Origin of the sequence: Halorubrum sp. CGM4_25_10-8A, assembly GCF_005435025.1 — an archaeon.
Classification (GTDB): domain Archaea; phylum Halobacteriota; class Halobacteria; order Halobacteriales; family Haloferacaceae; genus Halorubrum; species Halorubrum ezzemoulense.
Genome location: NZ_SGTX01000006.1, coordinates 12,806 through 37,841, shown reverse-complemented (window position 1 = coordinate 37,841; position 25,036 = coordinate 12,806). Strand labels below are relative to the sequence as shown.

At 57.7% G+C, this 25,036-nt stretch carries 22 protein-coding genes and 1 pseudogene; 7 read left to right on the top strand and 16 right to left on the bottom strand.

Features of this window, described 5'->3' with window-relative positions:
- Positions 1-1,271: 1,271 nt before the first annotated feature.
- The gene (locus tag EXE52_RS08370; RefSeq protein ID WP_080508647.1) at positions 1,272-1,691 is read right to left on the bottom strand and encodes a DUF5518 domain-containing protein; all 420 of its coding nucleotides are present in this window, start codon (positions 1,689-1,691) and stop codon (positions 1,272-1,274) included.
- A 180-nt stretch (positions 1,692-1,871) separates the two neighbouring features.
- Between EXE52_RS08370 and EXE52_RS08365 the strand changes: the two genes are divergently transcribed.
- From EXE52_RS08365 to EXE52_RS08350, 4 genes are all read left to right on the top strand, one after another.
- Positions 1,872-3,416, top strand: coding sequence for a bacterio-opsin activator domain-containing protein (locus tag EXE52_RS08365; protein ID WP_089309348.1), 1,545 nt, complete (start codon positions 1,872-1,874; stop codon positions 3,414-3,416).
- Between the two features lie 147 nt (positions 3,417-3,563).
- Positions 3,564-3,908 (top strand): winged helix-turn-helix domain-containing protein, encoded by a 345-nt coding sequence (locus tag EXE52_RS08360; protein WP_049933035.1) that lies wholly within the window; start codon positions 3,564-3,566, stop codon positions 3,906-3,908.
- A 28-nt stretch (positions 3,909-3,936) separates the two neighbouring features.
- Positions 3,937-4,860: a CPBP family intramembrane glutamic endopeptidase gene (locus EXE52_RS08355; RefSeq protein ID WP_080508648.1), complete on the top strand. Its 924-nt coding sequence runs from the start codon at positions 3,937-3,939 to the stop codon at positions 4,858-4,860.
- 1,211 nt (positions 4,861-6,071) lie between these two features.
- Positions 6,072-7,463 (top strand): sensor histidine kinase, encoded by a 1,392-nt coding sequence (locus EXE52_RS08350; RefSeq protein WP_158413994.1) that lies wholly within the window; start codon positions 6,072-6,074, stop codon positions 7,461-7,463.
- Positions 7,464-7,497: 34 nt separating this feature from the next.
- On the opposite strand, the gene EXE52_RS08345 is transcribed toward EXE52_RS08350, so the two are convergent.
- The 3 genes from EXE52_RS08345 to EXE52_RS18280 all read right to left on the bottom strand — a co-directional run bounded on the left by EXE52_RS08345 (position 7,498) and on the right by EXE52_RS18280 (position 9,849).
- Entirely contained in the window at positions 7,498-7,770 is a 273-nt protein-coding gene (locus EXE52_RS08345; RefSeq protein WP_089309258.1) for a hypothetical protein, read from the bottom strand.
- A gap of 146 nt (positions 7,771-7,916) precedes the next feature.
- Positions 7,917-9,263, bottom strand: coding sequence for a hypothetical protein (locus tag EXE52_RS08340; RefSeq protein WP_089309259.1), 1,347 nt, complete (start codon positions 9,261-9,263; stop codon positions 7,917-7,919).
- Positions 9,264-9,684: 421 nt separating this feature from the next.
- Positions 9,685-9,849 (bottom strand): hypothetical protein, encoded by a 165-nt coding sequence (locus EXE52_RS18280; protein ID WP_155120059.1) that lies wholly within the window; start codon positions 9,847-9,849, stop codon positions 9,685-9,687.
- Between the two features lie 511 nt (positions 9,850-10,360).
- Between EXE52_RS18280 and EXE52_RS08330 the strand changes: the two genes are divergently transcribed.
- Entirely contained in the window at positions 10,361-11,398 is a 1,038-nt protein-coding gene (locus tag EXE52_RS08330) for a HAMP domain-containing sensor histidine kinase (protein ID WP_089309260.1), read from the top strand.
- A gap of 93 nt (positions 11,399-11,491) precedes the next feature.
- On the opposite strand, the gene EXE52_RS08325 is transcribed toward EXE52_RS08330, so the two are convergent.
- The 4 genes and pseudogenes from EXE52_RS08325 to EXE52_RS08310 all read right to left on the bottom strand — a co-directional run.
- Positions 11,492-12,064: a response regulator gene (locus EXE52_RS08325; RefSeq protein ID WP_089309274.1), complete on the bottom strand. Its 573-nt coding sequence runs from the start codon at positions 12,062-12,064 to the stop codon at positions 11,492-11,494.
- A gap of 202 nt (positions 12,065-12,266) precedes the next feature.
- Entirely contained in the window at positions 12,267-13,055 is a 789-nt protein-coding gene (locus EXE52_RS08320; RefSeq protein WP_241988224.1) for a DUF4097 family beta strand repeat-containing protein, read from the bottom strand.
- A 614-nt stretch (positions 13,056-13,669) separates the two neighbouring features.
- On the bottom strand, positions 13,670-13,951 hold the full coding sequence (locus EXE52_RS08315; protein WP_049933141.1) for a helix-turn-helix transcriptional regulator: 282 nt from the start codon (positions 13,949-13,951) through the stop codon (positions 13,670-13,672).
- Between the two features lie 142 nt (positions 13,952-14,093).
- Positions 14,094-14,453, bottom strand: a pseudogene (locus EXE52_RS08310) (zinc ribbon domain-containing protein); the annotation flags it as partial.
- A gap of 156 nt (positions 14,454-14,609) precedes the next feature.
- On the opposite strand from EXE52_RS08310, the gene EXE52_RS08305 reads away from it, so the two are divergent.
- Positions 14,610-15,140 (top strand): winged helix-turn-helix domain-containing protein, encoded by a 531-nt coding sequence (locus tag EXE52_RS08305; protein WP_049933140.1) that lies wholly within the window; start codon positions 14,610-14,612, stop codon positions 15,138-15,140.
- A 21-nt stretch (positions 15,141-15,161) separates the two neighbouring features.
- Here EXE52_RS08305 and EXE52_RS08300 read toward each other — a convergent pair whose 3' ends face one another.
- Positions 15,162-16,382 (bottom strand): acyl-CoA dehydrogenase family protein, encoded by a 1,221-nt coding sequence (locus tag EXE52_RS08300; protein WP_089309263.1) that lies wholly within the window; start codon positions 16,380-16,382, stop codon positions 15,162-15,164.
- Positions 16,383-16,581: 199 nt separating this feature from the next.
- Here EXE52_RS08300 and EXE52_RS08295 point away from each other — a divergent pair, with 199 nt between their 5' ends.
- On the top strand, positions 16,582-17,649 hold the full coding sequence (locus tag EXE52_RS08295) for a phosphotransferase family protein (protein ID WP_137703632.1): 1,068 nt from the start codon (positions 16,582-16,584) through the stop codon (positions 17,647-17,649).
- Positions 17,650-17,678: 29 nt separating this feature from the next.
- On the opposite strand, the gene EXE52_RS08290 is transcribed toward EXE52_RS08295, so the two are convergent.
- Genes EXE52_RS08290 through EXE52_RS08260 form a run of 7 tightly spaced genes read right to left on the bottom strand, consistent with a single transcriptional unit; the run spans position 17,679 to position 25,017 of the window.
- Positions 17,679-18,488 (bottom strand): SDR family NAD(P)-dependent oxidoreductase, encoded by an 810-nt coding sequence (locus EXE52_RS08290; protein WP_089309265.1) that lies wholly within the window; start codon positions 18,486-18,488, stop codon positions 17,679-17,681.
- The gene (locus EXE52_RS08285) at positions 18,485-20,134 is read right to left on the bottom strand and encodes a long-chain fatty acid--CoA ligase (protein ID WP_089309266.1); all 1,650 of its coding nucleotides are present in this window, start codon (positions 20,132-20,134) and stop codon (positions 18,485-18,487) included. The genes EXE52_RS08290 and EXE52_RS08285 overlap by 4 nt, the downstream gene beginning before the upstream one ends.
- Positions 20,127-20,840, bottom strand: coding sequence for an ABC transporter ATP-binding protein (locus tag EXE52_RS08280; protein WP_049933134.1), 714 nt, complete (start codon positions 20,838-20,840; stop codon positions 20,127-20,129). Before EXE52_RS08280 ends, EXE52_RS08285 begins: the two co-directional genes overlap by 8 nt.
- Positions 20,837-21,610 carry an ABC transporter ATP-binding protein gene (locus tag EXE52_RS08275; RefSeq protein WP_049933132.1) on the bottom strand — a complete coding sequence of 258 codons (774 nt, stop codon included), beginning with the start codon at positions 21,608-21,610 and terminating at the stop codon, positions 20,837-20,839. Before EXE52_RS08275 ends, EXE52_RS08280 begins: the two co-directional genes overlap by 4 nt.
- Complete coding sequence (locus EXE52_RS08270; protein ID WP_137703631.1) at positions 21,607-22,785, bottom strand: branched-chain amino acid ABC transporter permease; 1,179 nt, start codon at positions 22,783-22,785, stop codon at positions 21,607-21,609. The genes EXE52_RS08275 and EXE52_RS08270 overlap by 4 nt, the downstream gene beginning before the upstream one ends.
- A complete protein-coding gene (locus EXE52_RS08265) occupies positions 22,782-23,675 on the bottom strand; it encodes a branched-chain amino acid ABC transporter permease (protein WP_049933129.1) in 894 nt (297 codons plus the stop codon). Before EXE52_RS08265 ends, EXE52_RS08270 begins: the two co-directional genes overlap by 4 nt.
- A gap of 16 nt (positions 23,676-23,691) precedes the next feature.
- Entirely contained in the window at positions 23,692-25,017 is a 1,326-nt protein-coding gene (locus tag EXE52_RS08260) for an ABC transporter substrate-binding protein (protein ID WP_049933127.1), read from the bottom strand.
- Between the last annotated feature and the right edge of the window lie 19 nt (positions 25,018-25,036).

Genomic DNA, 25,036 nt, shown 5'->3' with positions numbered 1-25,036 from the left:
AGTAAGTACTACTGCGCCGGTTACAACCGCTGAGTGGACGATTTTATACGATGGAAACGGCGTGTATCGGCCGAGAATGAGCAGCGTTGTCGCTATTATCCACAGAATATACAATCCGATACTAGTTTGATGAAGCGTCTTGCGGATCATTGGTCTTTGGAAAGCAGTACACCTCTTTTTACAAGTGTCGTGGACAGTTGTCGCCAAGATAGAAGTAAGACAATCGCCCAGAACACGGTCCAGATGTTCACAAAGAGCGGTGAGCCGAGTAGCCCCTCACTAGCCAAGAACCCAGATGCGAGCAGTGGGTTTGCGATTCGCAGTACGACAATTAAGAATAGAACAAACGGAAGGAGAAGCATCCCGGTAAAAATGATCCACCGCCGTTGCTGTGAGAGCACACTAGCGGCTCGGTATAGTGGGGGACCGATAAGCAGCAGAACGATGCTGAGGCCGATAGCGAGGCGCACAGTTGGATCAACAGTCGGGAAGGCTCCACGCAGGATGACCATTTCGTCACCCCCGGACTGCGCCACAGTATACAGCCGACCGAAGGGCATTGTCGCGAAAAGAAGGCAAAATCCTGCGGACCGTTTGGCCGGTGACTCTGCCGGATTCAGTAACCGATACCCGATCCACATCAACCCGTAGCTCCAGAGGAGTCCTGCGAGCGGTGCTAAAACAATCTCGGGCGTTTTCGAACAAGCGAGCTGCCAACTGTTGAAATTTCGTGGGCCCCACGCACCACAGATGAGACGACCGACCCCCGTGTGCGCGATCTCGTGGATCTCGTTGTGTACGAAGAGCAACGCCACGAACGCGACTGCCCAGCGGCTATCTCCGTTGAAAACTAGTGGTTGCTCAGAGTTCATCGACGGTAGCCGACCCACGGCACTGTTCCTCCGTTAGAAACGGTCTGTCCATACCGAGCTCATATGATCTTCGGGTGACAGCGGCACAGTAGTTAGCTCGATTGGAATCACAGCGACCCGCGTAACTTATCAAGTAAAACACTTTTTTGCGGAGAGGCGATCGCTGATGATGTTCCAGCGCCATGTGTTTCTATACGATGGTTGGGTTAATAATGGCTAATAGGGTGTTTCAGGAGCAGAAACGTACGATTCGGTAGGTGAATCTGACCTGATAAGAAGCGGGGTGAGCGAACTGTAAACCTGAAGTTCCTACCGGTCGGGATTCCTCCGCGTTCACGCGGAGGAGGATGTCAATAACAACGCCAGGAGCAAACCAGGCGAACAACGCAAATCAGTTGATCACGATGGTTGGTCGACTCCGAAACCACCGACACTGCTTGCTGCCCAGCCACCAATCCGACCGAAAATCAGACCGAACACCGGCGAGAGACACAGAAGCATCACGACGGCGATAAGGAAGAACACTGTCGTGTTGAGTGACCATGCTACGCTCGTGGCTTCTGTAAGCATAAATCCAGATACCGCAACTATACCGCCTAGAAAGCCAGCACGGAGCCCAACAGCGTCCGGTTCTACCGACCGCTTAGCTGCGATCGCGCCAGCGATCATTGGCCCAACTATTATCGCCCCGCCACCGGCGGTCGCTTCAGAGTTCGGAAGCCAATTTATTACAGCAGTTGCGGGTAGTGAAGCTATGGTTCCGAGAATCACAACGTGCCAGACCTGAGGAATTCGACGGCCCCGGGTGTTCGAGGGCATACGCTGTATTCTACAACTGTACGTATAATCCACTTCGTGAGTTGCTGACTCTGAAACGGCGACAGAACAACACCGATATTAGTGACCGGGATATAAGCTTGTAAACTGCGGTTCAACCGGACGACACGTATATACTGGCTGACGGGAAAACATCGATAGAACGAGGAGGCCCCTACGTGAATGGAGTTGGAACATCGTCTCGCAGAAGCACCGATAGGAGTTATCACCGTCCGAGACGGGATGGTGCGCGCGTGGAATGATCAGGCGGCCGATATCCTCACAACCGACACGCCTGACGGTGAGCCGATTGCTGAGGTGTTTCCCCAGTCGGTCGAAGGGTCGCTCACAAAGGCGTTTGAACGGACATCGGTATCTGATGTAGCATTCGAAGAGTACTATCCAGAAGTCGACCGCTGGCTGTCAGTGTCAGTTGTTCCTGATGACGATGCGGCAACTGTCTACATTACCGACATCACTGAAAAACGCACCAACAAGCAAACGATCGAACGGCTTCGTTCGGAGTCTGAGCGGGCCGAGATGGTCGATACTCTGATCGCCGACGTGCTTGAGGGGTTGGTCGGAGCTACGTCTCAAGACGCGATCATGGAGACAATCCGGGACCAACTGGGGACATCGGACCAGTATCGGTTCGTATGGACTGGTGAGTGCGCTGTCGACAGTGACGAGCTGGTCATCACCGGTGTTGGGGGTGAGCAAGGAGAGCTGTTCCCGGCTCTCCGTGAGGCGGTGAAGCAGGGACAGGCTACCCCCGAACGGCGAGCAGTCGAACAACAGCGCCCCGAGTTGGTAGAGTCGTTAAGCGAGAATCCGTCAGTCCCGGACGCGGTTCGTGCCGCTGGGTTCGCGGACGGAGTCCAATCGGTGTTCGCGCTGCCGTTGGTCTACGGCTCCAGCGTGTACGGCGTCGTCGGTGTCTACGCGGGAACCGAAACCGCATTCAGCGATCACGTACAGGCCAGCTTTGAGACGCTCGGCGAACTGGCCGGGTACGCGATCAACGCGACACAGAATCGGAAGCTGTTGTTTTCCGACACCCTCACCGAAGTTACGTTCGGACTCACGGAGAACTCCCCGCTGGTACGTGTGAGCGACACCTGCGACGCGGAACTCGCGCTTGAGGGGACCGTAATGCCGAGTGATACTGGTCTCACGTGTTTCTTATCAGTCACGGGTGCCGATCCGGACACCGTCGTTGAGACCGTCGAAGCGGTTCCGAGTGCTCAGGCCGGTCGTGTGGTCCGTCAGTCGGACACTGAGCGCGGCCGGATTCAGGTGACGCTGGGTGAGGAAGTCCCGCTCGTTGCGGCAATCAACCGTGGTGCGACGATACAGACGGCGGTGTTTAACGGCGATGACAGCCAGCTGATCGTCGAACTGTCTCCCGACGCGAACGTGCGTCGGCTGGCAAACGTGCTCGGTGATGACGGACCGACACCCGTTCTCGCACGACAGGACAAAACCCGCTCACCGACGACCACGCGAGAATTTCGAAACGAACTCAATGAACGGCTTACTGACCGACAGGCGACCGTCTTGCGAACGGCCTATCTCGCGGACTACTTCACGTCCCCGCGTGGAAGTACGGCCGAGGAGGTTGCGACGTCGCTCGGCATTACCGGATCGACGCTGCTCCACCATCTCCGGGCGAGCCAGCGCAAGCTGTTGGACGCATTCTACAACGAACACGAGGATAGTAGCGGATAGCGGTCGCAATTCGCCGTGTCACGCCCGATCGACATGCGCCCGATTGCTCTCACACGAAGGCGAGTCTGGATAGTTAGATATCCTCGCTGCGGAGACTCTGAATACTGAGCATATTCCACCAAGTGTGTTCCGTTACATCGTCATCACATGGCAGTGCGACACAAGTCGCGCGGCGAGCAGACTGAGGAACCGACCGACGAGCTATCGACGGAAGAGCTACTCAACCTCTTCGGCGACGAATACACCCGGCGAGTGTTCGAGGCGGTTTCCGAACAGCCTCGCGGCGGGCGCGCCGTCGCGCAGGCCGCTGATGTTTCTCGGCCGACGGCTTACCGGCGTCTCAACGAGCTTCAGGACGCCGGATTGGTCACGAGCGAGTGTTACGTCGCATCCGACGGCCATCACCGAGAGCAGTTCAGCGCCTCCGCACAGCACCTCTCCGTGTCGCTCGACGGTGGCGACATCGAGGCGTCGATCAGTCTGAGCTGCTAGGACCGAAGGAAACGCTTGGTCTGCCCAGATGAGTACACGCTTGCGGCCAGTCAGTCGTATCGGGTCTGAGGTCTCGATCAGCGGGGCGGCGGTGCGCGTAGTTGTGACAGCGGTAACGTTCATCGCTACACTTGCTGCTGTGGGGCTGGTACTCGCGCAATTCTCAACGCCGGACGTGTTGACCAACCTCCCAAATCAACTTCCCACGCTCTGTGGGGTAGCAGCGGTGATACTCGTCTTATACTATCTGTTCGGAACCAGTCCCGCCGCGTACGGACTCTCTCTGGGTCGACGGTGGCTCGGTGACTTCGCCGGCGGTGCCGTAATCGGCGTGCTGTTTCAGGCCGTTTCGACGGCCGCGATTCTCGCTACCGGGAGCGGGAGGATCGTTGGTTCGTGGTCAATGGGAGTCTTCAACGACCCCGTGACCGTCGGACTCGCGATCGGAGCGACGGCCGCTGCGTTCGTTATCGTCGGGTTGTGGGAGGACTTTCTCTTCCGAGGCGTACTGATCCGTGAGCTCGTTGTCGGGTTTACGTCTCGCAGGGTCTCAAGGCCGGCTGCCACGGGGAGCGCGGTCGTCGTATCGGCTCTCGTGTTCGGAGCGCTTCACTTGAACGCTGGCGCGGCGGGACTCTCAGCGTCGGTCGCCGTGACACAGGCGGTGGTTGGGGGGCTGTATTTCGGCCTCGCGTACGTCCTCACCGACAGCCTCGCGCTCCCAGTCGGCATCCACTTCTCGACCAATCTCTGGACGACGGTCGTGTTCGGGCAACCGGAAAGCGGATATCCAGCGGCGTTTCGGCTCACCCGACCGTTCGATCTCAGCGCCGACCTCATCGTCGTCTTACTTCTCCCGACGGCCGTACTCGTCACGGCGGTTGTTTTGTGGGTTCGCGCAACGCGGGGGGAGATTTCAGAAGCGTCACTCCAGAGAGTCGGAGAACAGTGACATCAATTTCGAACAGACGATTTGTATGACGAACGAACAAGCCGCACTTCGGTCATATCTCCGTTCAGTTCGTACAGCACTCCTCGCTGTGGCAACCGCAGTTCTCACAGCAGGGCTTGTCATCGCCGGTGAAGACGGACTAGGATTTCCGATGTTTGTTCTCACGCTCTGTATCTGTGCGTATGCTTTTGTTTCGCCGCTACTTGGTAGAGTATAAGCGGATAGCACGCCGTGTGCTAACCGGATAAGGTTTCGACAAAATAATTTCATCAAACGTATGAATTGATCGTACCATGCTCGCCACGGTCGGGGGTGTAAATGTTACTTTGGGAATAGTGCTGCTACTCATCGCAGCTCACACCAGCCGACAGTATTCGGGGGTGGGCACACGGAGTTTTGTTGCTTGTATAGTTGGGCTGGGAGTGTGGACAGCCGCTGGCGGCGTCAACGATATTATAGAGACGGCAAGGCGAATACACCCGCCTTTAGGCGGGTGATGAAGCCGACATGGTGGGAAGCTATCCACTAGCCGAACGTCTGTACAGAGTTTCACAGACGGAGATTTAATTGACAGGCCGCTCTATGCGAAGGTAGGAATCGGTCGGAACGGAGCGGATTCCGGACCGTCCTTCAGAGGCGGCCTGTCCGCCCGCGTAACGAGACAGTATCTGAAAGGGTAGTCGGTGAACGCTACATCCTCGAAGGGTGTGTCTGTGCCGACCGCTCAAAGCACGCGACACGATATCCCCAACTCCGCTGACGCCTGCTGGCGCCCCCGTGGCAAAAACAACATTGGGACGCCATACATGGTCGAGGATAGGGGTAACGGCGGCTTGGCACCGCCAGCAGTCCACCACATCGACGCTGTGGGACTACCCGTGCCCGAAAGGTGTGGTAGTCCGGTGATCGGACTGGAAACCTGAAACTCCCACCGCTCGGGATTCCTCCGCGTTTACGCGGAGGAGGATGTCAATAGTGTCTACGAATTGGGGGCGTCCAACGGAGACGGCATGTCGTCGGCGGTGGAGTCAACGCCGTCGATCATCGCGTTCGGACTCCAAGGGCCCAGGATCGCAGAGTGGGTGCTTCAAACGGTAGTTCCAGTGTTGTATGCTCTGTTTATTCTCGCGTATACGACTCAAACGGACCGCCGCGAGCGGCTATTGTTGTTCGTGCTTGTTCCATTCGGACTACTGTACACTGGTGGAACCATGTCCTCTACACTAGTCTCACTAATACTTGATAACCTCCCAGCTGGGTTCAGCGAGATGCTACTTCCTCTCCTACAGTTCGCTATATCAATCTCCTTCTTTGTAACTGGATCAATCGTGCTGCTCAGCCTTGGACAGTTGTGGCGAACGCTACACCGATATCAGCACGTCTCAACGCGATTGACACTAGGTCTAGCGGTGATTGTGCCGCCGGTATGGTTCGCAGAGAGGTTCTTCATCGCCTTGGCTGAGACTCCGCTAGCGAGAGCAGCCATTCCCGTCCCGTTTGTGATCCTGTCGACGTGTACAGCGTGGCTGGCAGTCACCCGATTCGGGCTGTTTGAGGAGATACCAGCGGCCTTGGCCGTCGCTCGACAAGACATCGTCGCCGAAATGCCAGACGCGGCCATCACAGTCACGGATGGACATTCTATCCTTGACTGGAATGCTGCTACAGCAGATCTGTTTGAGCGGGAGTTTAATACAGTAGTCGGTCAGGACCTTGCCACCATACTGCCGGATACATTCGACATCAAGCGGTTACTCGCGGGGGGACAGACAACGTGTCGGCTGCCAGGCAGCGATCGCGTGCTAGAAGCCTCATCAAGCCGGATTACCGACAGCGACGACCGCACACTTGGGCACACCCTGATCTTCCGCGATATAACAGACAGCCGACAAAATGCACGTCGTGCGGAGGTTCTGAGTCGCGTGCTTCGGCACAACATACGAAACAGGGCTGACGTGGCAACCGCGCACCTTCGACAGTTGACCGACAGTCCCACTCCCGACACGGCGGACAAGATAGCGACGACGGTCGAGGAGGAACTGTCGGCGTTGCGTGATCTTGGAGGTACTGCCCGCGAGATAGAGTCAGTGTTACAGGCCGACAAGCGTACGGGTAATCGATCCGTCGAGGAACTCATCCGTCACGCCATCGAGGAGGTCCAGCACGCAGAGGTCGTCAACGATGGCCACGAGTGTGCTGGTGGCGTCTCGTCCGTCCCCGTCGTGATAGACACACCACCGGCAGAGACACGCGCTAACGGGGAGATTCTGATACCAGTCATTCGTGAGCTGGTGTCGAACGCAGTCGAACACGGGGGGTCCGCTCCGGAGCCGCATGTCAGCGTACGGGTGAAGGAGACCAGCGATACCGAGAGAGTAGATCAATGGTGGATCGATGTCGCTGACAGCGGCGCCGGGATCAGCAACCACGAGGTAGAAGTGTTCGAAGACGCTGAAGAACAGCCACTACAGCACGGCAAAGGCCTCGGGCTCTGGCTCGTCTGGTGGGGCGTCGACCGGCTCGGCGGAGAGGTCTCGTTCGATATCGACAGGGGGACGACCGTCACCGTCGAACTGCCGGGATCGCTGCTCAGCTACGAGTAATATTCTCTGACTAGTTGCGGTCAGTACAGGCCACTCAGAAACTGCCCATCGCAGAGAGTATTGTTCCGAGAAAGGACAGACAGGCGGAACCAGCCAACACGAGAAGGACGATAGCAGAGGCAGTAAACTCCTCTGGGTCAGTTCGAAGCAAATCGTAGCCGGCAGTGGCAAGCATTCCAGCTCCACCGATCGCCATGAGCAGTATCGGGATACTACGATCGCCAGCGATGAGCGAACCTACCGCTGGCCCCCCTATTGAAGCTCCAATTACGACGAATGAGCCAGTGTAGATGTACAGATCTTCCATAGGTGGTATAATGACACGTGACTAATTGTAGTTTGGATACGATGTCCGTCTTGTTACCTTTACGGTTCTCATCGACCGGCTGTTTTAGATAAACATCTATCTGAAGAATAGGGTCTCAACAAAGCCGGTGAAGTCGTTACGGCTCGTCACGAATGGGAGCTGAGCAGTTCACCGGCACGCTCGGGATCCGGAACGAATGCGATCGATGACCTCGGTTCCTGGGCGGAGTCGCCGTCCTTAGAGTTGTAAGTCCGATCGAAAAACACCGTTCCAGCGTCCAGCCAGAGCGGACTTCCGAACAGCCCACGCTCGACCGAGACGTCCCGGACACCGTCGTATGACGCCGACCACTGTGGTCGTCCGAGGTATCGGTCGTACGCCACCACTTTGGACTCGTAAAATTCGTATTCGACGCCGCCGAGCGCCAACAGCAAATGTACCGCACTTATTGTCGAGAGGCTTCCAACGAGACCGAAGAAAATCGCAGCCAGGCTCGCGGACACGACGATAGCACCGTCCAACAGGGCATAAAGGGCGAGAACGATCAACCCCGCTATACCCACCCGTATCGTGAGCTGTCTCCAGTGGCCGAAGCGGTTATCGACGACACCACCAGTCGTCATCGCGTTCACCACTCCTGCGGCGAGGATAGAGGAGCGAACCGGCGCCATCGTCTCGCGAGGTTCTCCATCCGGGATCGACGACTGAGACGGAACGGGTACGTTCTTTTCCGGTTCGGAGTCCAACCACCCTTGAGATATCGTTTCATCGTTGCGGTCGGACGTCGAGTCCGACTGCCAGCCCTCGGGGCGAGCACGCGCCGCGTACCAACCGTAGGCGAGCCGAGACACGATTAGCACGGACGCGGAAACCGTCATCCCAGCACGTGTTATCTCCAATCCCTCGCCGGAGAGGGTCGTAAGCGTCCACCGAGAGACGAGCCATAACAGCCCACCGTAGACAGCGAATATCAGTACTCGCTTCCGGGGGACGACCGCCGAGGCAGAGATGATCTCGTGGCCCTCTGAGGCCACATATGCCCGCAGCACCAGCCACGATTTCGTCGCTGCCGCGACGAGACCCCCACCTAATAAGAGCAGTGTAGCCGGCGAGCGCCACAGCTCTCTGGGGATGTCGACGGCGGCGACGTACGCCGTTGTGCTCGCTGAAAAAACAAGTATGAACACGGCTCCCCAGACCACCGGAATGTTTCGAAGGTGAATTCCCGGAAGGCGGTCAGTAACGGCGATTGATCCACGCTTGTGGGATAGAAGCCGGAACGGACGTTGAAAAAGAGTCGACTGACGATCCGGTTCGGGCTGCGAGAGCAGCTGTTGTACCGTTGTCCGGAGGGTCAGAAGGAGGAGATCAATCCAGTACAAGACGGTGACGGCTAGCAGCGAGAGGTGTCCGTACAGGAGGACGAGCACTGCGGCGACGGCCTCGACGCAAGCTGACCCGAAGAGTATTCTGCGATCCCCGATCAGACGCATGGATGGCATGACCCGAAACGTTCGAAATCGCGTACAGACCCGCGTTGGCGGGTGACGTGTGAGTCGGGCGTAACGCGCGATATCGGTCGAACGAGCAAGCGAGTGGCGGCATCGTTACTCGAATGCGCACCGACAGACGTGTCGTCGGTGGAGGGTGTCCTGATACCAACGACGGGGTCACAAAACGGTACAGCGATACTGGACAGCAAGTCGGGGGTGAAGGGCGCTACCGGTAACGCGTCTCGCACGGACAATCATAACTCGACGAGTCAAAATAAGTGTGGGGGCATGTCTCGCGACCCGAAACATCGAATTGTCCAATATGACGAGACCCTGCGAATTTTCCTTACACGTGAATTTAATCCCACTGTGGGTGAACCCCACGACTTTAGCCGTGAGAAGAGGTCAGAGCAGCATCTGATCACTCCTCTTTTCGACTAATAAGCTGTGGAATAAGCACACCAACGACAATCACAACAGCGATAGTTATCCATGTGGGCAAGTCGGTGAAGCTACTCATTGACACGAGAAGGATAACTGTAGCTACCCCAAGCAGAATCATCACCTCATTTTCGTGCGAGATCATACCAGTTGAGTAGCGATTGGCTGAGAAATACAATCATTCTACCGGGTATGATTCTAATTCAGAAACACGCCAGTATCAATATATAATCGCATACTGATGGTCTGGTATGTCGCAATCAGCGAATGTATTCCGCAGTCCGGTCGTCCGTTGGGGGATGCCCGCTATGACGGCCGCTATTATTGTAGCTATCGCGTTCCTCGTTATTGAAGATCAGACACTTAGATTAGCGATGTTGGGGGTTGCCGTCGCTGACTTCCTTGTCACGCCACAGATACTGAAACGCGCTGCTCAGAGCGCATAGCTGGCTCCCAACAGAAAGAGGGTCACTTGATTATAAGAGCTAACATAAAAAAGAGTGTTTCTGGCCTAGAAGCAAGAAATAATGTTAAACAGGTAGCCGGGCCAAAGTGATGATAGGTGTTGTATCGGGTGGTGGTCCAACCAGTTACCATGCGTACTCGCACGGAGAAACGGGCGCGGTAACAATGCCAAATAGAGATGTGAGCAACCGATGAGTGATGGTCGTCACACGGCGATTCCGTTACGTGAGTTTCCAGACCCTGCGCTCGCATACATCGTCGACGGTGACGATGCTCGCGTGACCGCCGCAAATGACGCCTTCGAGCGGCAGTTCGAACAGGAGCTGGTGGGCGGACGCGTGTCGACGATATTCGACCGGTTCAACAGCTGCGATACGACCGGTGACCGGGAGCCAGTCTCGCATCTCGTCCGCGGCGATCGGATCGGCATCCGGCTGGACGGATACGGCAACCGAGGCCCGTTCTTCGCTCGCGTAATCCCGTCGGATGACGACACCGGGTACCTGGTGTTTTCAGACCTCCGCGAGTGTCCCGACGAAGGCTATTCACCGGGTGTTGATCAAGTGAGCAGCGTTATCAGCCACGACCTTCGGAACCCGCTCGACGTCGCGAAGGCCCACCTCCGGGCAGCAGAGGAGACCGGCGATCCCGAACACTTCGAGTCGGTCGCAGACGCACACGATCGGATGGAACAGATTATCCGTGATGTCCTAACGCTGACGCGCGACGAGGCTGTCGTTCAACCCACAGAGGAGGTCGCAATCGAGACCGCTGCGAGAGACGCGTGGGAGTCGATCGATACCGAACAGGTCGAACTGACGGTTTCGGAGTCGCTGCCGACGGTTACCGCGGACTCCGATCGGCTCCAACGGTTGTTTGAAAACGTGTTCCGAAATAGCGTTGAACACGGTGTCTCAACCGATGAAACGGGTAGCGAACAAACCACAGAGTCACCAGCAAACGGCCATCCGGGCGCCCAAGGCGAGCAGACAGGCGAGAGCGCGACTGTAGTTGTTCACCCACTGGAAGGGGGGTTTTATGTCGCAGACGACGGCCCGGGAATCCCGCCCGCGAAGCGTGACGTCGTCTTCACTCCCGGATATTCAACGCGGAGTGGTGGGACCGGCCTTGGCCTGGCGATCGTCGACCGAATCGTCGAAGCACACGGCTGGAATCTGACGCTCACAGCAGCGGATGACGGCGGTGCGCGGTTTGAAATTACCTTTTAATTGACGGGGGAGCCACCGGAGGCCTCCTTGACTGGTGTAGTTGGGAGACGAGTCGGGTCAGCGATCAGCCCGGGTCGCGGCTCTTGCCGGAGATCAGTACCCTTCGCGCTCGATACCGGTGAACTGATCTAACAACTCGTCTGCGTCGGGAAGTAGCCGACAGATGCGGTCCCGCAAACTGTCGGCCTGCTCGTCAAGCGACGAAAACTGATCGTGGTCCTCGAGACGGTCCTGTGGCAACTCAGCGGCGATAACCGCTCGCTTCGATTCGACTCCGAAGTACTGACCGAGGAGTTCGTATGCGAGGACCTGACACTGCTGGTCGACGGCGGCTCTGATATCTTCACGGTCGACTGGTTTACAGAGGTAGTCGTCGAACGGAAGTTCGAGAAGTTCTAATCCCGGGTCGATGGCGGTCACCATGATAACCCGAGTGTGAATGTCGTGCTCTCGTAGCTCACGGAGGATGTCGTCACCAGATCGATCCGGCATGTGCCGGTCAAGGAGAATTACATCCGGCGGGTCAGACTCGTCGACCGCAGACAACGCCTCGGGACCGCTGTAAGTGACTGTGACATCAGCCACTGCGTCCAGCCGGAGGGCGTACGCGTCGGCGACCTCCTTCTCATCGTCAACGAGCAGCACCCGCGGCCTGTCAACATACATGTCGGCCGTCACGTGGTGTTAGTACTCACTACAGCATTTAATAACCCGGCTTCTAAGACAGTTTCTAGTGGGTGTACACGCCGGGCGACGGTCTGCTTGGTTTCTCCCCATCCCGAAGAGATGACCTTCTACTGGCTACGTGTCACCGACCGGGGGGCGGGGCGGAGGCGAGGTGGGATCCCCTCATCACCCGTGGGAGCGCTCAGGCGCGGATTGTGATATCACCGTCGTCCGTTCTCGCGGTCAGTCGGCTGGTACCTCGTTCGACGGTAGCGTGTAGCTGTGTCTCTGTTCGTCGGTGAACGCGGAACTGTGGGGCTTGCTTCGGCACAGAGAACTCACCAGTGCTAGTGTGAGCAGAGAGGGTCGCGCTGAGCTCCTCACTGAACCGGAGCAACAGATCGCCGGCAGACGACTCAACGAGAGCGTCGTCGGCCACAGCCGGGACATCGGCGGTGATATCTCCGGTCTGTGTCTCCAACGCTGCCACGCGCATTGGGTCACGCACCTGAATCGTTCCCTCCAAAGTCGTTGCGGAGAGGCCGCCTTCGGTCCCATCGACAGTGATGTCTCCTTTCGTTGACCGAGCGGCGACCTCACCGCGCGCGCGATTGACGGACACGTCACCCTCGGGAGCCTCCAGTGTCGCCCCGTCGGTGACTCTGACGCTCGTCACGTCCCCATGATTGGTGTGAAGCCGATGAACCGCGACGCTGGGTGGCACTCGGAGCTCTAGGGCGACGCGGCCACCGCCTAGACCGAGTAACTGCGGTTCGTCAGTTGTGATCTCCAACCGATTCTCGACGATCTGTACACTGGTGTCGAGCTCGTTGAGGGAGACGCCGCCGGTGGCGTGTTTCTGCGAAACGATTTTGATATCGTCACGAGGCTCACCGATGAAGGCGATATCGCCCGTAGCCTCAGTCACGCTGAGGGCCGCGACTCTGGACGGATCGACCGTCCGAGTATCACGGGTCTGTTCTCGTTCCATTTGGCGGACGGATCCGCACCCGGCAAGAACGCTGCCCACACCGACACCAACCGCACCCAGCAGTCCTCGGCGTGTCGAAATGATGTCCGCGAGTCTACGTTCGGTCATGGTGGTAACCGATCGGAGCAGGGAGGGGATCACGGCGCAGGGGAGCGGTTGGCGATCCAACGCACAGCGGGTTCTCTTCGGCACGGGAACGCGAGGACCAGTCGGAAGGCCACATACAATAGCCGACATTCATCACTACAATCAAATATAGAATCGTATCCGTTTCTGGGCCTGAAACGGTCCCGAAATGTCATACAAGATCTGTCGGTTTAAGATGACTTTCCGAGCGTCTACGGCCATCATGCGAAATATCAACGTCGTCAAGCGTTGGCGCTGGCGACTCGTTTTGTGCGGTAGCAGGTTGAACAAACGGAACAAAGGCACTTGTCGTAATCACCACCGCTAAGAACACGGCACTAGTCGCTTGCTGTTAGGGGTCTATTTTGAGAATACCTAATTACTATACAAACCAAGATTTTTCTTCTTAAACGACACTCATAACGAGTGTGACAGGAATCACCGGTTGTGATCTGCGATTAAGAGAAGTGAGTCTAGTGTAGCAGGTTTCAGCTGTCGTGAGTGATGTACTCAGCCTCCCAGTCGGCTCTCGCCTGGATTTCTCTTTCGCCGCGGCGGGTGAGTGAATACTCATTGGTGCGCTTGTCCCGCTGGCTTTTCTCAACAAGCCCTTTCTCAACAAGGGTGTCAAGATTGGGGTAGAGCCGGCCGTGGTGGATCTCTTCTTCGTAGTAGTCCCCGAGCTCATCTTGAATTGCCAGCCCATGTGGGTCATCAAGCCCGGCGGTTATGTACAACAAGTCACGCTGAAAGCCCGTAAGATCGTACATACCTTGATATCTGTGTTCTACATTTAAAAAATTATTATTCCATATAAATCTATCAGTCAAACTATAGCTGCTGGGCCGTTTCCTTGCCGATTGACTTCCTCCCACGGCTGAAGCCGTGGGATTCCTCCGGTGGGGATGTTGGCTATGCCGAACCCACGGAAGCAAGTTTCCCGTCGTCTGGGCTCCGGTTTGTGCGCTCCTCGTTGCGACTTGCCCTCTCGGGAGAGTGTGATACTCCCGACCAGTTGTGGTCGTCCCACCTGAGACGCACGGGCCGAACTATCGACCCAGCTTCAATTTCGTCAGCCTGTTGTTCGAGGAAGGTGCGAGACGCGCACAGGTCTGCGTGGGCTTCGTGACTACACGGACACCGGAATACGTCACCGCCCCGGTCGGTGTCGTCCTGTTCACCATACGCCGGGCAGGTCCGGATTGTATCGGCTTCTGACCGCATCTCGACGGTGATACCGTATTCCCCGGCTGTGTGTGACAGGCGTTCGATTGAGATTGATGGCGCAAAGGCCGAGCTCGATTCCTAAGGACTCCTAGAGGGCGTCAGCACGGAGCAATCCCTAGAGAACGCACCGGTCCTGTGACGGAACCTAGCCGCGCGCAGTCCAAATACTGATTAGCATGACGATTCCACATATACGGAAGAATGCCCGAGAAGCAGACGGATCCCGACTGGAATATCTCCGAGCGGGACACGCTTATTCTACGGGAGCTTGCGCGCGACCCACAACTCACCTCCCGTAGCCTCCGAGACCTCCTCGAAGAAAAGCACGGCATTGACGTCTCCCATGTGACCGTTAGCGAGTCAATCCGGCGAATGCGGAAAGACGGCGTGTTCCGCGAAGCACTTGTTCCAAACGAGGAGAATCTCTTCTTTTCGTTGTTCGAGTTCCAATTTAACCCAGAAGGGTTCGAAGAGAATTGGCGAGAAGCACTCGAACACGTCCGATCAAGCCGCCATACCTTCATGTACTTCCTCTCGGATGGCGATTACCAGTGGAAGACGATCATGATGTTCGAAGATCGCGAACAGGAGTCAAAGTGGATCCACGATTTCTACAAGGAGTACGGAGAACTCATAAATAATCTTCGTAATTCCGTCGTGACGAACGTCCTCAAGTTCGGGACCGACCCGGAGTTGTTCGAGGTGTTCCAAGAAGACAACGGGGAGGAATGACGACCAACGCTCGTTGTCAAGTCAGTCGAATTCACCGAACCGAGTGACAGGCGCTAACTCCTCAGTGGGTGGATCCTCAAAGGCATCACGCGCGATCGACCGCCGGTGGACCTCATCGGCCCCATCAACGATCCGGAACTGCCGGACGTTCTCGTGGAACCGGGCAATCGGCAGGTCGTAGGCGATCCCGTTACCGCCACAGAATTGGAGGGCGTCGTCAATCGCCTCCTGGGCCACGTTCGCTGCGAAGGTCTTAGCCATCGCCACCTCGATGCGCGCTTCGTGACCATCAGCGATCCGTCTGGCGGCGTGGCGCACCATCGTCCGGGCGGCGTGAAGCTCGGTGCGGCGATCAGCGATTCGGAACCGTGGCCCCTGTTTCTCCGAGAGCGGTTCACCGAACCCTTCCCGTTCAGAGAGATAGGCGGTCGCAATGTCGAGCGCACGGTCGGCCATCCCGCCGTATCGCATACAGTGAGTAAGTCGAGCCGGACCAAGCCGCTGTTGTACGAGCTTGAATCCCTCATTCTCTTCGCCGAGCGTATTCTCAACCGGCACTCGAACGTTGTCAAACCGGATTTCGGCGTGTGTTGTTCCGACTAAGTCTTCGCCAAGGTGCGGGATATTCCGAACGATTTCAACGCCGTCAGTGTCAGCGGGCACCAAGATAACCGAACAGCCGGCGTATGGATGTGCCTCCTGGTCAGTACGGGCGAAGGTCAACAACAGGTTGGCCTCAAGACCACCAGTTGTCCACCACTTGTGCCCGTTGATGACCCACTCATCGCCGTCCTTCTCCGCAGTTGTTCCCAGCATCTTCGGATCCGATCCCCCGCCCTGCATCGGCTCGGTCATCGCGAACCCGGAGTCAATCTCGCCAGCCGCAAGCGGACGGAGCCAGCGCTCCTTCTGGTCGTCAGTGGCCGCGATCTCGAGGGTATGCATGTTCCCTTCATCCGGTGCCGCACACCGAAGCGCGGTTGGGCCGAGTAGGCTTCGCCCCGCCTCCTCGAACACAGGGAGCATCTCACGGAATCCGAGACCAAGTCCGCCGTACGCTTCGTCGACTTGCGGAGCGTAAATCTCTCTGTCGCGTGCGGCGTCACGCAACGCTTCGATTTCAGCTGGTGGGACCGGTCCCCTACCAAGCCACTCGCGCTCGACAGGAAGCACCGTTTCCTCAATAAATTCCCTGACGGCGTCGGCGACCTCGGGTCCACGTCCGATATCGTTGTACTCCATACCAGATATTGATTAGCAATGTAAATAGTGGTTCCGGCTATTACCCCAAAAAGCTATAATAATCGAAGCTGATCTCCAAGTCAGCGAGAAATTAATTTACAATGTTAGTCGAATATCCCGTTACCAATAAATCCGTTCGCTTGGAGAACAGGCCAACGCAGTCATCGCTCGCCACGCATCGAATGGGGGTAGAACGGTCGTGACTGATACTAGCTATCTTGACCGGCTGGTTGACGATGACGCGCTCAGTGAGTACCTTACCGAGGAGTTCGGGGAGGTGGATACGTTCGACGTTGAGCGACACGCAGAGGGGCACTCAAATGAAACGCTGTTCGTCACGTGGGGCGACCACGAACTGGTGATCCGACGACCGCCGCCCGGTAAGACGGCTGACACCGCCCATGACGTACTCCGCGAACACCATGTCGTCGACGCACTTTCCGGCACCGGCGTTCCGGTACCCCGGACGTTGCGCGCTTGCGACGACCCCTCAGTGCTCGGAAGCGACTTTTATCTCATGGAGCGTGCCGACGGCAGCGTATTGCGAGACGCCGAAGCAAGTCGGTTTGCCAATCCCGACGCACGCAAGCAGATCGGAACCGAACTTATCGACACGCTTGCGGCTATCCACGCCGTTGATTACGAGGCAGTTGGACTTGCCGAATTCGGTCGCCCAGAGGGATACACAACTCGACAAGTCGAGCGGTGGACGGAGCAACTTGAGTGGGCCTTTGGGACAACGGAGTCTGTCAGAGAAGTTCCTGACCTCGTGGCTGTCGGTGAGTGGCTCGCCGACAATGTCCCAGATGACCATCCAGAGACGCTCGTCCACGGAGATTTCAAACTCGACAATGTGATGTATGGGCCAGGGACACCGCCAGAGGTCGTTGCTGTGTTCGACTGGGAACTGTCGACGCTCGGTGACCCACTTGCCGATTTCGGATGGCTGCTGTTGTTCTGGTACGATGAGGGTGACCCAGACCCGGCGATGCCAGATTTAATGTCGACGTTCACAGCTCGCGAAGGGTACCCGACTCGCTCGGAGGTAATCAATCACTATGAGACAGCAACGGGACGTGAGTTCGTTCACGAGCGGTTCTACCGCGCACTCGCAGCGTACAAGATGGCTGGGCTCGGCGAGATGTTTCTCGCGAGGCACCTAAATGACGATAGCGACGACCCACTGTATCCAAAGATGGAAACACAGGTTCCCGAGCTCGCGTCGCGGACACTCGCGTACATCAACGGAGAGACGGAGCGGCTGTAGTCCCCATTGACCATTGTCACCCAGCCGTCTCACCGTGCGGTCCAGCCACCGTCCGCAGCGAGTGTTTCGCCGGTAATGAAACTCGCTGCGTCGCTTGCGAGGAAGACGACGGGGCCGGCAATCTCCATGGGGTCGGCAAACCGGTCAAGCGGTGTCCGGTTGAGGATCGACTTTCGAAGCCGTTCGTTCTCCTGTAGCGTTTCAGTGAGGTCGGTTGCGACGTAGCCGGGGGCAACCGCGTTGACCCGCACATCTGGTGCCCAGTCCATCGCTACGCTCTTTGTCAATCCTACGAGGCCGTGTTTCGACGCGACATATGGATGCTGTTTCGGCAGGCCAACCTCTCCCGCAACGCTCGCGACATTGACGACACTGCCACCTGCTTCCCGGAGATGGGGGCCGGCAGCTCGGAGCGTTCGAAACGATCCTCGCAGGTTCACGTCGAGAACACTATCGACCGCAGCGGACTCAATTTCAGTCGGGTCACCAAGCGCGTCTCCAGGGTTGAACCCGGCGTTGTTGACGAGGATATCGAGCGAATCAAACGCTTCCACCGTCTCTTCAAACAGCGTTTCGACGTCATCACCATCGGTCACATCGGCGGTGATGCCGCGGGCTTCGACACCTAGATCGCGGGCTTGGTCGGCAACAGCCTCAACCTCAGTAGCTGTCCGCGCCGAGGGGACGACCGTGGCTCCCGCAGCAGCCATCCCGAGAGTTATGCTGCGTCCGATGCCGCGCCCGCCACCAGTGACAACAGCAACCTGGTCCGAAAGGTCTGGAAGGACATCCACTGGTGCCATGTCAGCTCCGGCCGCGGTCGTATCATCAGTGGTCATTGGCCACCCCCATCGCCAGGCGCATACGGGAGTTCCGGCTCCTCGATGGTTTCTCGAAGCGTCTTCTTATCGAATTTCCCGGTCGCAGTTTTCGGAATCTCCTCACGGATCTGGACGTCGTCTGGAAGCCACCAGCGTGGGAACTCCTCTTGGAGGAACGTCCGGACAGACTCTACGTCAATCTCACAGCCCGCTTTCGGAACGACAAACGCCAACGGCCGCTCCTGCCAGCGTTCATGTGGCGCCGCAATGACGACCGCCTCGGCAATGTCACTGTGTGCCATCAAGGCGTTCTCCAGTTCGATGCTGGAGATCCATTCACCGCCGGACTTGATGACATCCTTTGCCCGGTCAACAACTTCGATGTAGCCGTCTTCGTCGACGGTGGCGATGTCCCCAGTGCGGAGCCATCGGCTCCCGCCGTCATCTGCTTCGACGAAGTCCGTCTCGTTGGCCTCCGGTCGGTTGTAGTACTCCCCAACAACAGTTGGACCGCGAACAAGCAGCTCACCGAACGCCTCGCCGTCCCATGCGACTGACTCGCCGTCATCCCCGACAACTTGCATCTTGAGGCCGGGTGAGAGTAACCCCTGCTTCGCTCGTTTGTCGAGAGCCGCTTCGCGGCCGTCGGTGGCAGTCCCGGATGTCGGCCGGGAAACTGAGCCGATACTCATCGTTTCGGTCATCCCCCACGCGTGTTCGATCGTCACCTCATATTCGTCTTCGTAGCGTCGCATCACCTCCCGTGGGGCAGCACTGCCGCCAACGATGATACGCTCAAGCGAGGATAGGTCACCGCCGTGCTCATCTAGGTGATCAAGGACATCGATCCAGACTGTCGGGACCCCCGCAGTGAGCGTCACCTCCTCAGACTCAATCAGATTGACGAGGTCAGCGGGATCTGGAGACGGCCCTGGGTAGACCTGCTTTGCGCCGGCCATCGTCACAGCATATGGGAACTCCCAAGAGTTCACGTGGAACATGGGGACGACCGGCATCACAACGTCGTCCTCAGCGACGTTGAGCGCAGCGGGCGTCATCACCATCATAGCATGGGCGTAGAGCATCTTGTGGGTGTACTCAACACCCTTCGGCTTCCCTGTCGTCCCAGAGGTGTAACACATCCCGGCTGGATCGTCTTCCGAGAGCGGTGGCCACGACGCTATGGGATCTGTGTCCGCGATCAAGTCTTCGAAGGCCGACAGCGGCAAGTCTGCCTCGGTCTTCGGCACCGTGTCATCCATGACGACGACCTCGCGTACCCCCTCGATACGGTCCCACAGGCGATCGAGGATCGCCACGGCATCACGGTCAACAATCAGTACGTCGTCGGCGGCATCGTTGACGATGTACTCGACGTTGTCGTCCTGTAACAGGAGATTTACCGTATGGAGCTGCGCGCCAGAGAGCGGAACCGCATAATACGCCTCGAGATGTCGGTGGGTATTCCATCCAAGCGTCCCGACTCGATCGCCGGACGTGACACCGAGATCGGCCAGCGCGGCCGCAAGCCGCCGGACACGATCGCCAAAGTCGGCGTAGGTGTAGCGATCGATCCCATCGTGGGTGCGTGAGACGACCTCAGTCTCGGGGAAGAGCCGAGTGGCCCGCCAGAAGAACGGACGGAGTGTAAGCTCCTCAGGCATCGGCAGTCCCCACAGAGAGGTACGTCTCAAGCAGGTCCTCTCGGTCCCGAATCTCATCGACCGTCCCATCGAAAACAATCTCTCCAGTATCCATGATATATCCCCGTTCGGCAAGTTCGAACGCGAAGTCGACGTTCTGCTCAGTCAATAGGACGGTCACGTTCTGTTCAACAACAGTCTGGACGATTTCTTTAAGATCGTCAACGATCACCGGCGCGAGCCCCTCCGTCGGTTCATCAAGCAGCAATACATCTGGTGACTGGACAAGCGCGCGAGCGACCGAGACCATCTGCTGTTCGCCGCCACTGAGGTTCCGTCCGTTGCTATCACGGAGATTGTCAAGCGCAGGGAACAACTCATACATCTCTTCAACCGGCCGCGGATCGCTTGCTAGGTTATGTGCCAAGCGAAGGTTCTCTTGGACGGTCAAAGTGGGGAACACCCGGCGATCTTCCGGCACGAGCGAGATTCCCAGTCCATTAATCGCATCAGATGAGAGTCCCGTAATCTCCTCGCCACGATACGTAACAGAGCCGGACCGTGGGGGAGACGCACCAATGATCGAGCGCATGGTGGTCGTTTTCCCTGCGCCGTTGCGTCCGAGTAGTGTCACTACCTCGCCTTCGTCGATCTCTAGCGAAACCCCGTGAAGGACGTGGCTGTTCCCGTAGTACGTGTCGATTTTGTCGACTGTGAGTATCGTCATACGCTATCACTTCCGAGGTATGCTTCGGTTACCCGTTCATCCGCCAGCACATCTTGTGGTGTCCCGTCTGCGAGGATCGCTCCCTCGGCAAGCACGACAATTCGATCAGAGATGTCAGTGACGACATCCATGTTATGTTCAGTTACCACGAATGTTGCGTCGAGGTCCGCATCGAGTTCCCGGATCAACGAGACAATCTCCGTGACTTCAGTCGGATTCATGCCTGCGGTGGGCTCGTCCATCAGGAAGACGTTCGGCTCGATAGCGAGCGCCAAGGCGATCTCGACGGTCCGTTTTTCGCCGTGACTCAACGTGTCGCAGGGTGTATCTGCGATGTCTGTGAGCCCAGTGAGCTCCAGTATCTCCTCGATGTCGGCCTCAACGGACTCATCACCAGTTGCCCGCGAGCGGAAGTCAAGTCGGGTCCCTTCGTGGCTGATCCGAGCCACACGGACATTTTCGCGGACAGTGAGCCCTTCAAAAATATTCGTTATCTGGTACGACCGCGAGAGTCCTGCCTGCGCAACTTCGTGCGGCTCCGCATCGGTAACGTCAGTAAGTTCGTTTTGATCGCCGCTTCGAAGCCAGATAGATCCGCCCGTTGGCTGGAGCACACCAGTAAGGAGATTATAGAATGTCGTCTTTCCAGCTCCATTTGGTCCGATGATACTGGTAATTTTGTCGTCGTCGATCTCGATAGAGACGTTATCGACGGCGGTCAGTTCTCCGAACTGTTTGCGGAGATCGTCTGTCTTGAGGACGGTTGTCACGTGTCATCACCTCTGTCAGTCGCCATGTTATCGTTGCCCGGTTCGTCCTCGTGATCTGACGCAGCCGAGGCCTGTTCACCGGGGTCAACGGTATTCTCTCGTCCACCAGGGTCACTGTCGTCGTTATTGCCGAGCACTCGATCGCGGAGCAGCAAGAGGCCACCAACAGCACCCTGCTTGGAGAACAGCACAACTGCGATGAGCAACGCGCCGAAGAACAGCTCCCAGTAGGCCTCCAGAGCCGGGAAGCGACTAATCGCCCACCGGATGTACAGGAAGATAAATGCGCCCACGAACGGGCCGTAAAAGTAGGTCGCACCGCCGATGACGGTAGCGATAACGGCGATTGCGCTCGTCGACCAGTGGGTCAGTCCTGGAGAGGCAACGCTGGCGAGCCCCGCGCGAAGGACACCTGCAATTCCGACGACTGCTGCCGAAATTATGAACGTCATCCAGCGGTGGTGGCTCGCATCGATCCCGAGCGCGGCCGCCCGGTCAGGACTCTCTCGGATCGCCTTACAGATGGTCCCAAACGGTGAGTTGACGATGCGCCATACTCCGTACGTTGCCGCGACCACGGTAATGGTCGAGATTACGTAGTAGATCCGCCTGCCACCAATCCGAAGGCTTGTACCGCCGAGGTCTACAGTCCCGAGGAGAACAATGACCCCGTCAGTACCGTTTGTCAGTCCCGCCGGATCTTGGATGATGAGCGAGTAGCCCAACATCCCAAACGCAAGGGTGATCAGAGCAAAGTAGATCTCCTGTAACCTGACACTGAGCCATCCGACAGGCACAGCGACGATGATAACGAGTACGAGGCCGACAACGCCACCAATCATGAACGTGACGAGCGGCGAAATTCCGGTACCGACAATATCAGCGATCATCGGTCCTAGGTCTCGCAATACAATTGCGATCCCGTACGCGCCACCCGCGTAGAACAGGCCGTGGCCAAACGACAGCAGACCGGTGTACCCGTACAACAGGTTGAACCCGAGCGCGAACAGCGAAACTACGAGGAAGTCGGTGAACAGGTAGACTTGGAACGGCGGCGCAAAGGTGATCAAGATTAATGCGAGGGCTCCAAGGACGCCAAACCGCTCACGGGTCCAGCCCTCGGCGACAGCGGATCTAAACCGGCTAACCCGACTGCTGGTGTCGGTCGCGCTCATTCGCCGATCCCCCCGAAGAGTCCCTCAGGACGGATCAGCAACACGATCACCATCGCAAGGAATGGAATCGCGATGCTGCCGGCACTGATAAACTGCGGGCCGAGACTCTGCATCATGCCGATGAGCATCGCACCGACGAACGCGCCGCTCATTGAGCCGAGGCCGCCGATGACCACGACGATAAACGCGTCAATGATCACCTGATCACCGAGGGCTGGGCTGGTCGACTGGAGCGGTGCGGAGAGCGCTCCACCAAGGCCAGCCAGCACGCTACCGAGGAAGAAGACCCCAGTGTAGAGCCGCGGCACGTCGACACCGAGCATGGCTGCCATCTCACGATCTGAGGAGGTCCCTCGGACCAGCGATCCAAAGTACGTCCGCGTGATGAACAGCCACAGTCCGATGAGCACCGCGACAGCCAAGCCAATGACGACCAGCCGGTACGCGTTGAACGTACTCCCGCCGAACGTCACAGAGAAGTTGAACACGTCTGGCGGATCGATCGAGTACGATCCCGACCCCCAGATGAACCGGACTGTCTCGTGAATGACGAGTACGAAACCAAACGTGACTATCAGCTGGTCAAGGTCAGAGTCGACACGGTCATACAGCCGCCGGATCGCAGAGAATTCGATCACGGCACCAACGATACCAACGGCTAAAGCGCCCACCACAGCGGCGATCCAGAAGTTGTCAATGACGTTCGAGACCACCGCTAGGGTGACGTACGCACCGAGCATGTAGAACCCGCCGTGTGCGAAGTTGAGCACACCGAGTACGCCGAAGATGAGACTCAGCCCAACCGCAATTAAAAAGAGGCGACTCCCGAGGCTGAGCCCGATGACAACGTCAGAGATACCGATCAGTGGAACGAGTGATGTGAGACTCATAAAAACGGCAAGAGGGTTAGATACCCGTCGGCAGGTCAGAGTCGCCGAGTGCTTCCGACAGCACGTCGGGACCCGCCTCGTATCGGTTCACCGGGTCGAGGACGTTACTTTCCCACTCATCGTCATATGTGACGGTGCCCCAGACTGACGCGACCGTCGCTTGGTTTGTCTCGCTGAACTGGTACTCACCGACTGGGCCCGAGTGCTCCATGCCGGTGAATTCGTCGACGAGCGCGCTGGCCTCTGTGCTACCGGCTGATTCGATCGCGTCTTTGTACAGATAGAGCGCGCGGTATGCTCCCTCGGCATTGTACGTTGGGAGCGTGCCGTACTCCTCGTAGTACGCCTCACGGAACGAGTTGTTCGTCTCTGAGTCAGGGACGAACGGATCATACCGGGTGGATGCGTACTCTCCCTCCGGGAGGGGGCTGCCGTCGCTGGGGTAGTCCGTCCCCATCCCGACACTGAACAGCGTGTGGTCGATCTGGTCGAACCAGCCGGCGTCCTCAGCCTGCCCGATGAACGTTGTGAGGTCAGCCCCCCACAGTGGGGTGAGTACCGCGTCAGGGTCGGCGTCGAGGATGGAGCTAATAAATGGCGTGTAGTCACTCGTCGCCAGCGCCGGGAACTGCTCGGCCGTGAACTCAGCCTCGACACCGAGTCCGTCACAATAGGCCTGGAAGTAATCCCACGTCTCGTACCCGAAGGCGTAGTCTGGCCCAATAGTGGCCCATTCGGTGGCATCGAGTTCCTCGGCAACACGCGCTGCGCCGTACACGTCTTGTGCGAGACTGTTGGAATCGCGGAACACGTACTCGTTCCCAACGGAGTCTTCATGTTCACCCTGCGGCGAGGTGACGAACGGGGTTGCCGCGTGCGTGATCATGAACGGGACCTGAAGTTGGGAGATTTGTGGCGCAACTGCCTGCGCAACGCCACTCGAGTCGAGCCCAAACAGTCCGTCGACGTTGTCCTCTTGGACAAGACTACGGATCTGCTGGATTGCCGTGTCTCCGCTTGCTTCGGTGTCACGGACAATCACATCGACCTCCCGCCCGTCGATACCGCCGTTGTCATTGATCCGCGACTGCGCAAACTCAATTCCCCGTTCTGCCTCTTCGCCGTACAACGAGGCGAACCCTGAGAGGATGTATGCGGCACCGAGCGTTACGGGCCCACTGTCGCCACCACCGCCTGAACAGCCGGCGAGTGCGACCGCCGTCCCCGCACCGGTCGCCTGTAGGAACCGTCGCCGCCCAATCGGCGATTGACTTGCTGAACTCGTCGGTGTCTCCCCAGTCTGCTTTTCCTTGTTTTCGTCATCCCCAATTTCGGTTTCCATTGTTAACAATCGTCCGTGA

Bases quoted from the DNA above. Each gene is read 5' to 3' on its own strand.
- EXE52_RS08370 (WP_080508647.1), bottom strand. From the start codon at position 1,691: ATGCCCTCGAACACCCGGGGCCGTCGAATTCCTCAGGTCTGGCACGTT.
- EXE52_RS08365 (WP_089309348.1), top strand. From the start codon at position 1,872: ATGGAGTTGGAACATCGTCTCGCAGAAGCACCGATAGGAGTTATCACC.
- EXE52_RS08360 (WP_049933035.1), top strand. From the start codon at position 3,564: ATGGCAGTGCGACACAAGTCGCGCGGCGAGCAGACTGAGGAACCGACC.
- EXE52_RS08355 (WP_080508648.1), top strand. From the start codon at position 3,937: ATGAGTACACGCTTGCGGCCAGTCAGTCGTATCGGGTCTGAGGTCTCG.
- EXE52_RS08350 (WP_158413994.1), top strand. From the start codon at position 6,072: ATGTCCTCTACACTAGTCTCACTAATACTTGATAACCTCCCAGCTGGG.
- EXE52_RS08345 (WP_089309258.1), bottom strand. From the start codon at position 7,770: ATGGAAGATCTGTACATCTACACTGGCTCATTCGTCGTAATTGGAGCT.
- EXE52_RS08340 (WP_089309259.1), bottom strand. From the start codon at position 9,263: ATGCGTCTGATCGGGGATCGCAGAATACTCTTCGGGTCAGCTTGCGTC.
- EXE52_RS18280 (WP_155120059.1), bottom strand. From the start codon at position 9,849: ATGATCTCGCACGAAAATGAGGTGATGATTCTGCTTGGGGTAGCTACA.
- EXE52_RS08330 (WP_089309260.1), top strand. From the start codon at position 10,361: ATGAGTGATGGTCGTCACACGGCGATTCCGTTACGTGAGTTTCCAGAC.
- EXE52_RS08325 (WP_089309274.1), bottom strand. From the start codon at position 12,064: ATGTATGTTGACAGGCCGCGGGTGCTGCTCGTTGACGATGAGAAGGAG.
- EXE52_RS08320 (WP_241988224.1), bottom strand. From the start codon at position 13,055: ATGGAACGAGAACAGACCCGTGATACTCGGACGGTCGATCCGTCCAGA.
- EXE52_RS08315 (WP_049933141.1), bottom strand. From the start codon at position 13,951: ATGTACGATCTTACGGGCTTTCAGCGTGACTTGTTGTACATAACCGCC.
- EXE52_RS08305 (WP_049933140.1), top strand. From the start codon at position 14,610: ATGCCCGAGAAGCAGACGGATCCCGACTGGAATATCTCCGAGCGGGAC.
- EXE52_RS08300 (WP_089309263.1), bottom strand. From the start codon at position 16,382: ATGGAGTACAACGATATCGGACGTGGACCCGAGGTCGCCGACGCCGTC.
- EXE52_RS08290 (WP_089309265.1), bottom strand. From the start codon at position 18,488: ATGACCACTGATGATACGACCGCGGCCGGAGCTGACATGGCACCAGTG.
- EXE52_RS08285 (WP_089309266.1), bottom strand. From the start codon at position 20,134: ATGCCTGAGGAGCTTACACTCCGTCCGTTCTTCTGGCGGGCCACTCGG.
- EXE52_RS08280 (WP_049933134.1), bottom strand. From the start codon at position 20,840: ATGACGATACTCACAGTCGACAAAATCGACACGTACTACGGGAACAGC.
- EXE52_RS08270 (WP_137703631.1), bottom strand. From the start codon at position 22,785: ATGAGCGCGACCGACACCAGCAGTCGGGTTAGCCGGTTTAGATCCGCT.
- EXE52_RS08265 (WP_049933129.1), bottom strand. From the start codon at position 23,675: ATGAGTCTCACATCACTCGTTCCACTGATCGGTATCTCTGACGTTGTC.
- EXE52_RS08260 (WP_049933127.1), bottom strand. From the start codon at position 25,017: ATGGAAACCGAAATTGGGGATGACGAAAACAAGGAAAAGCAGACTGGG.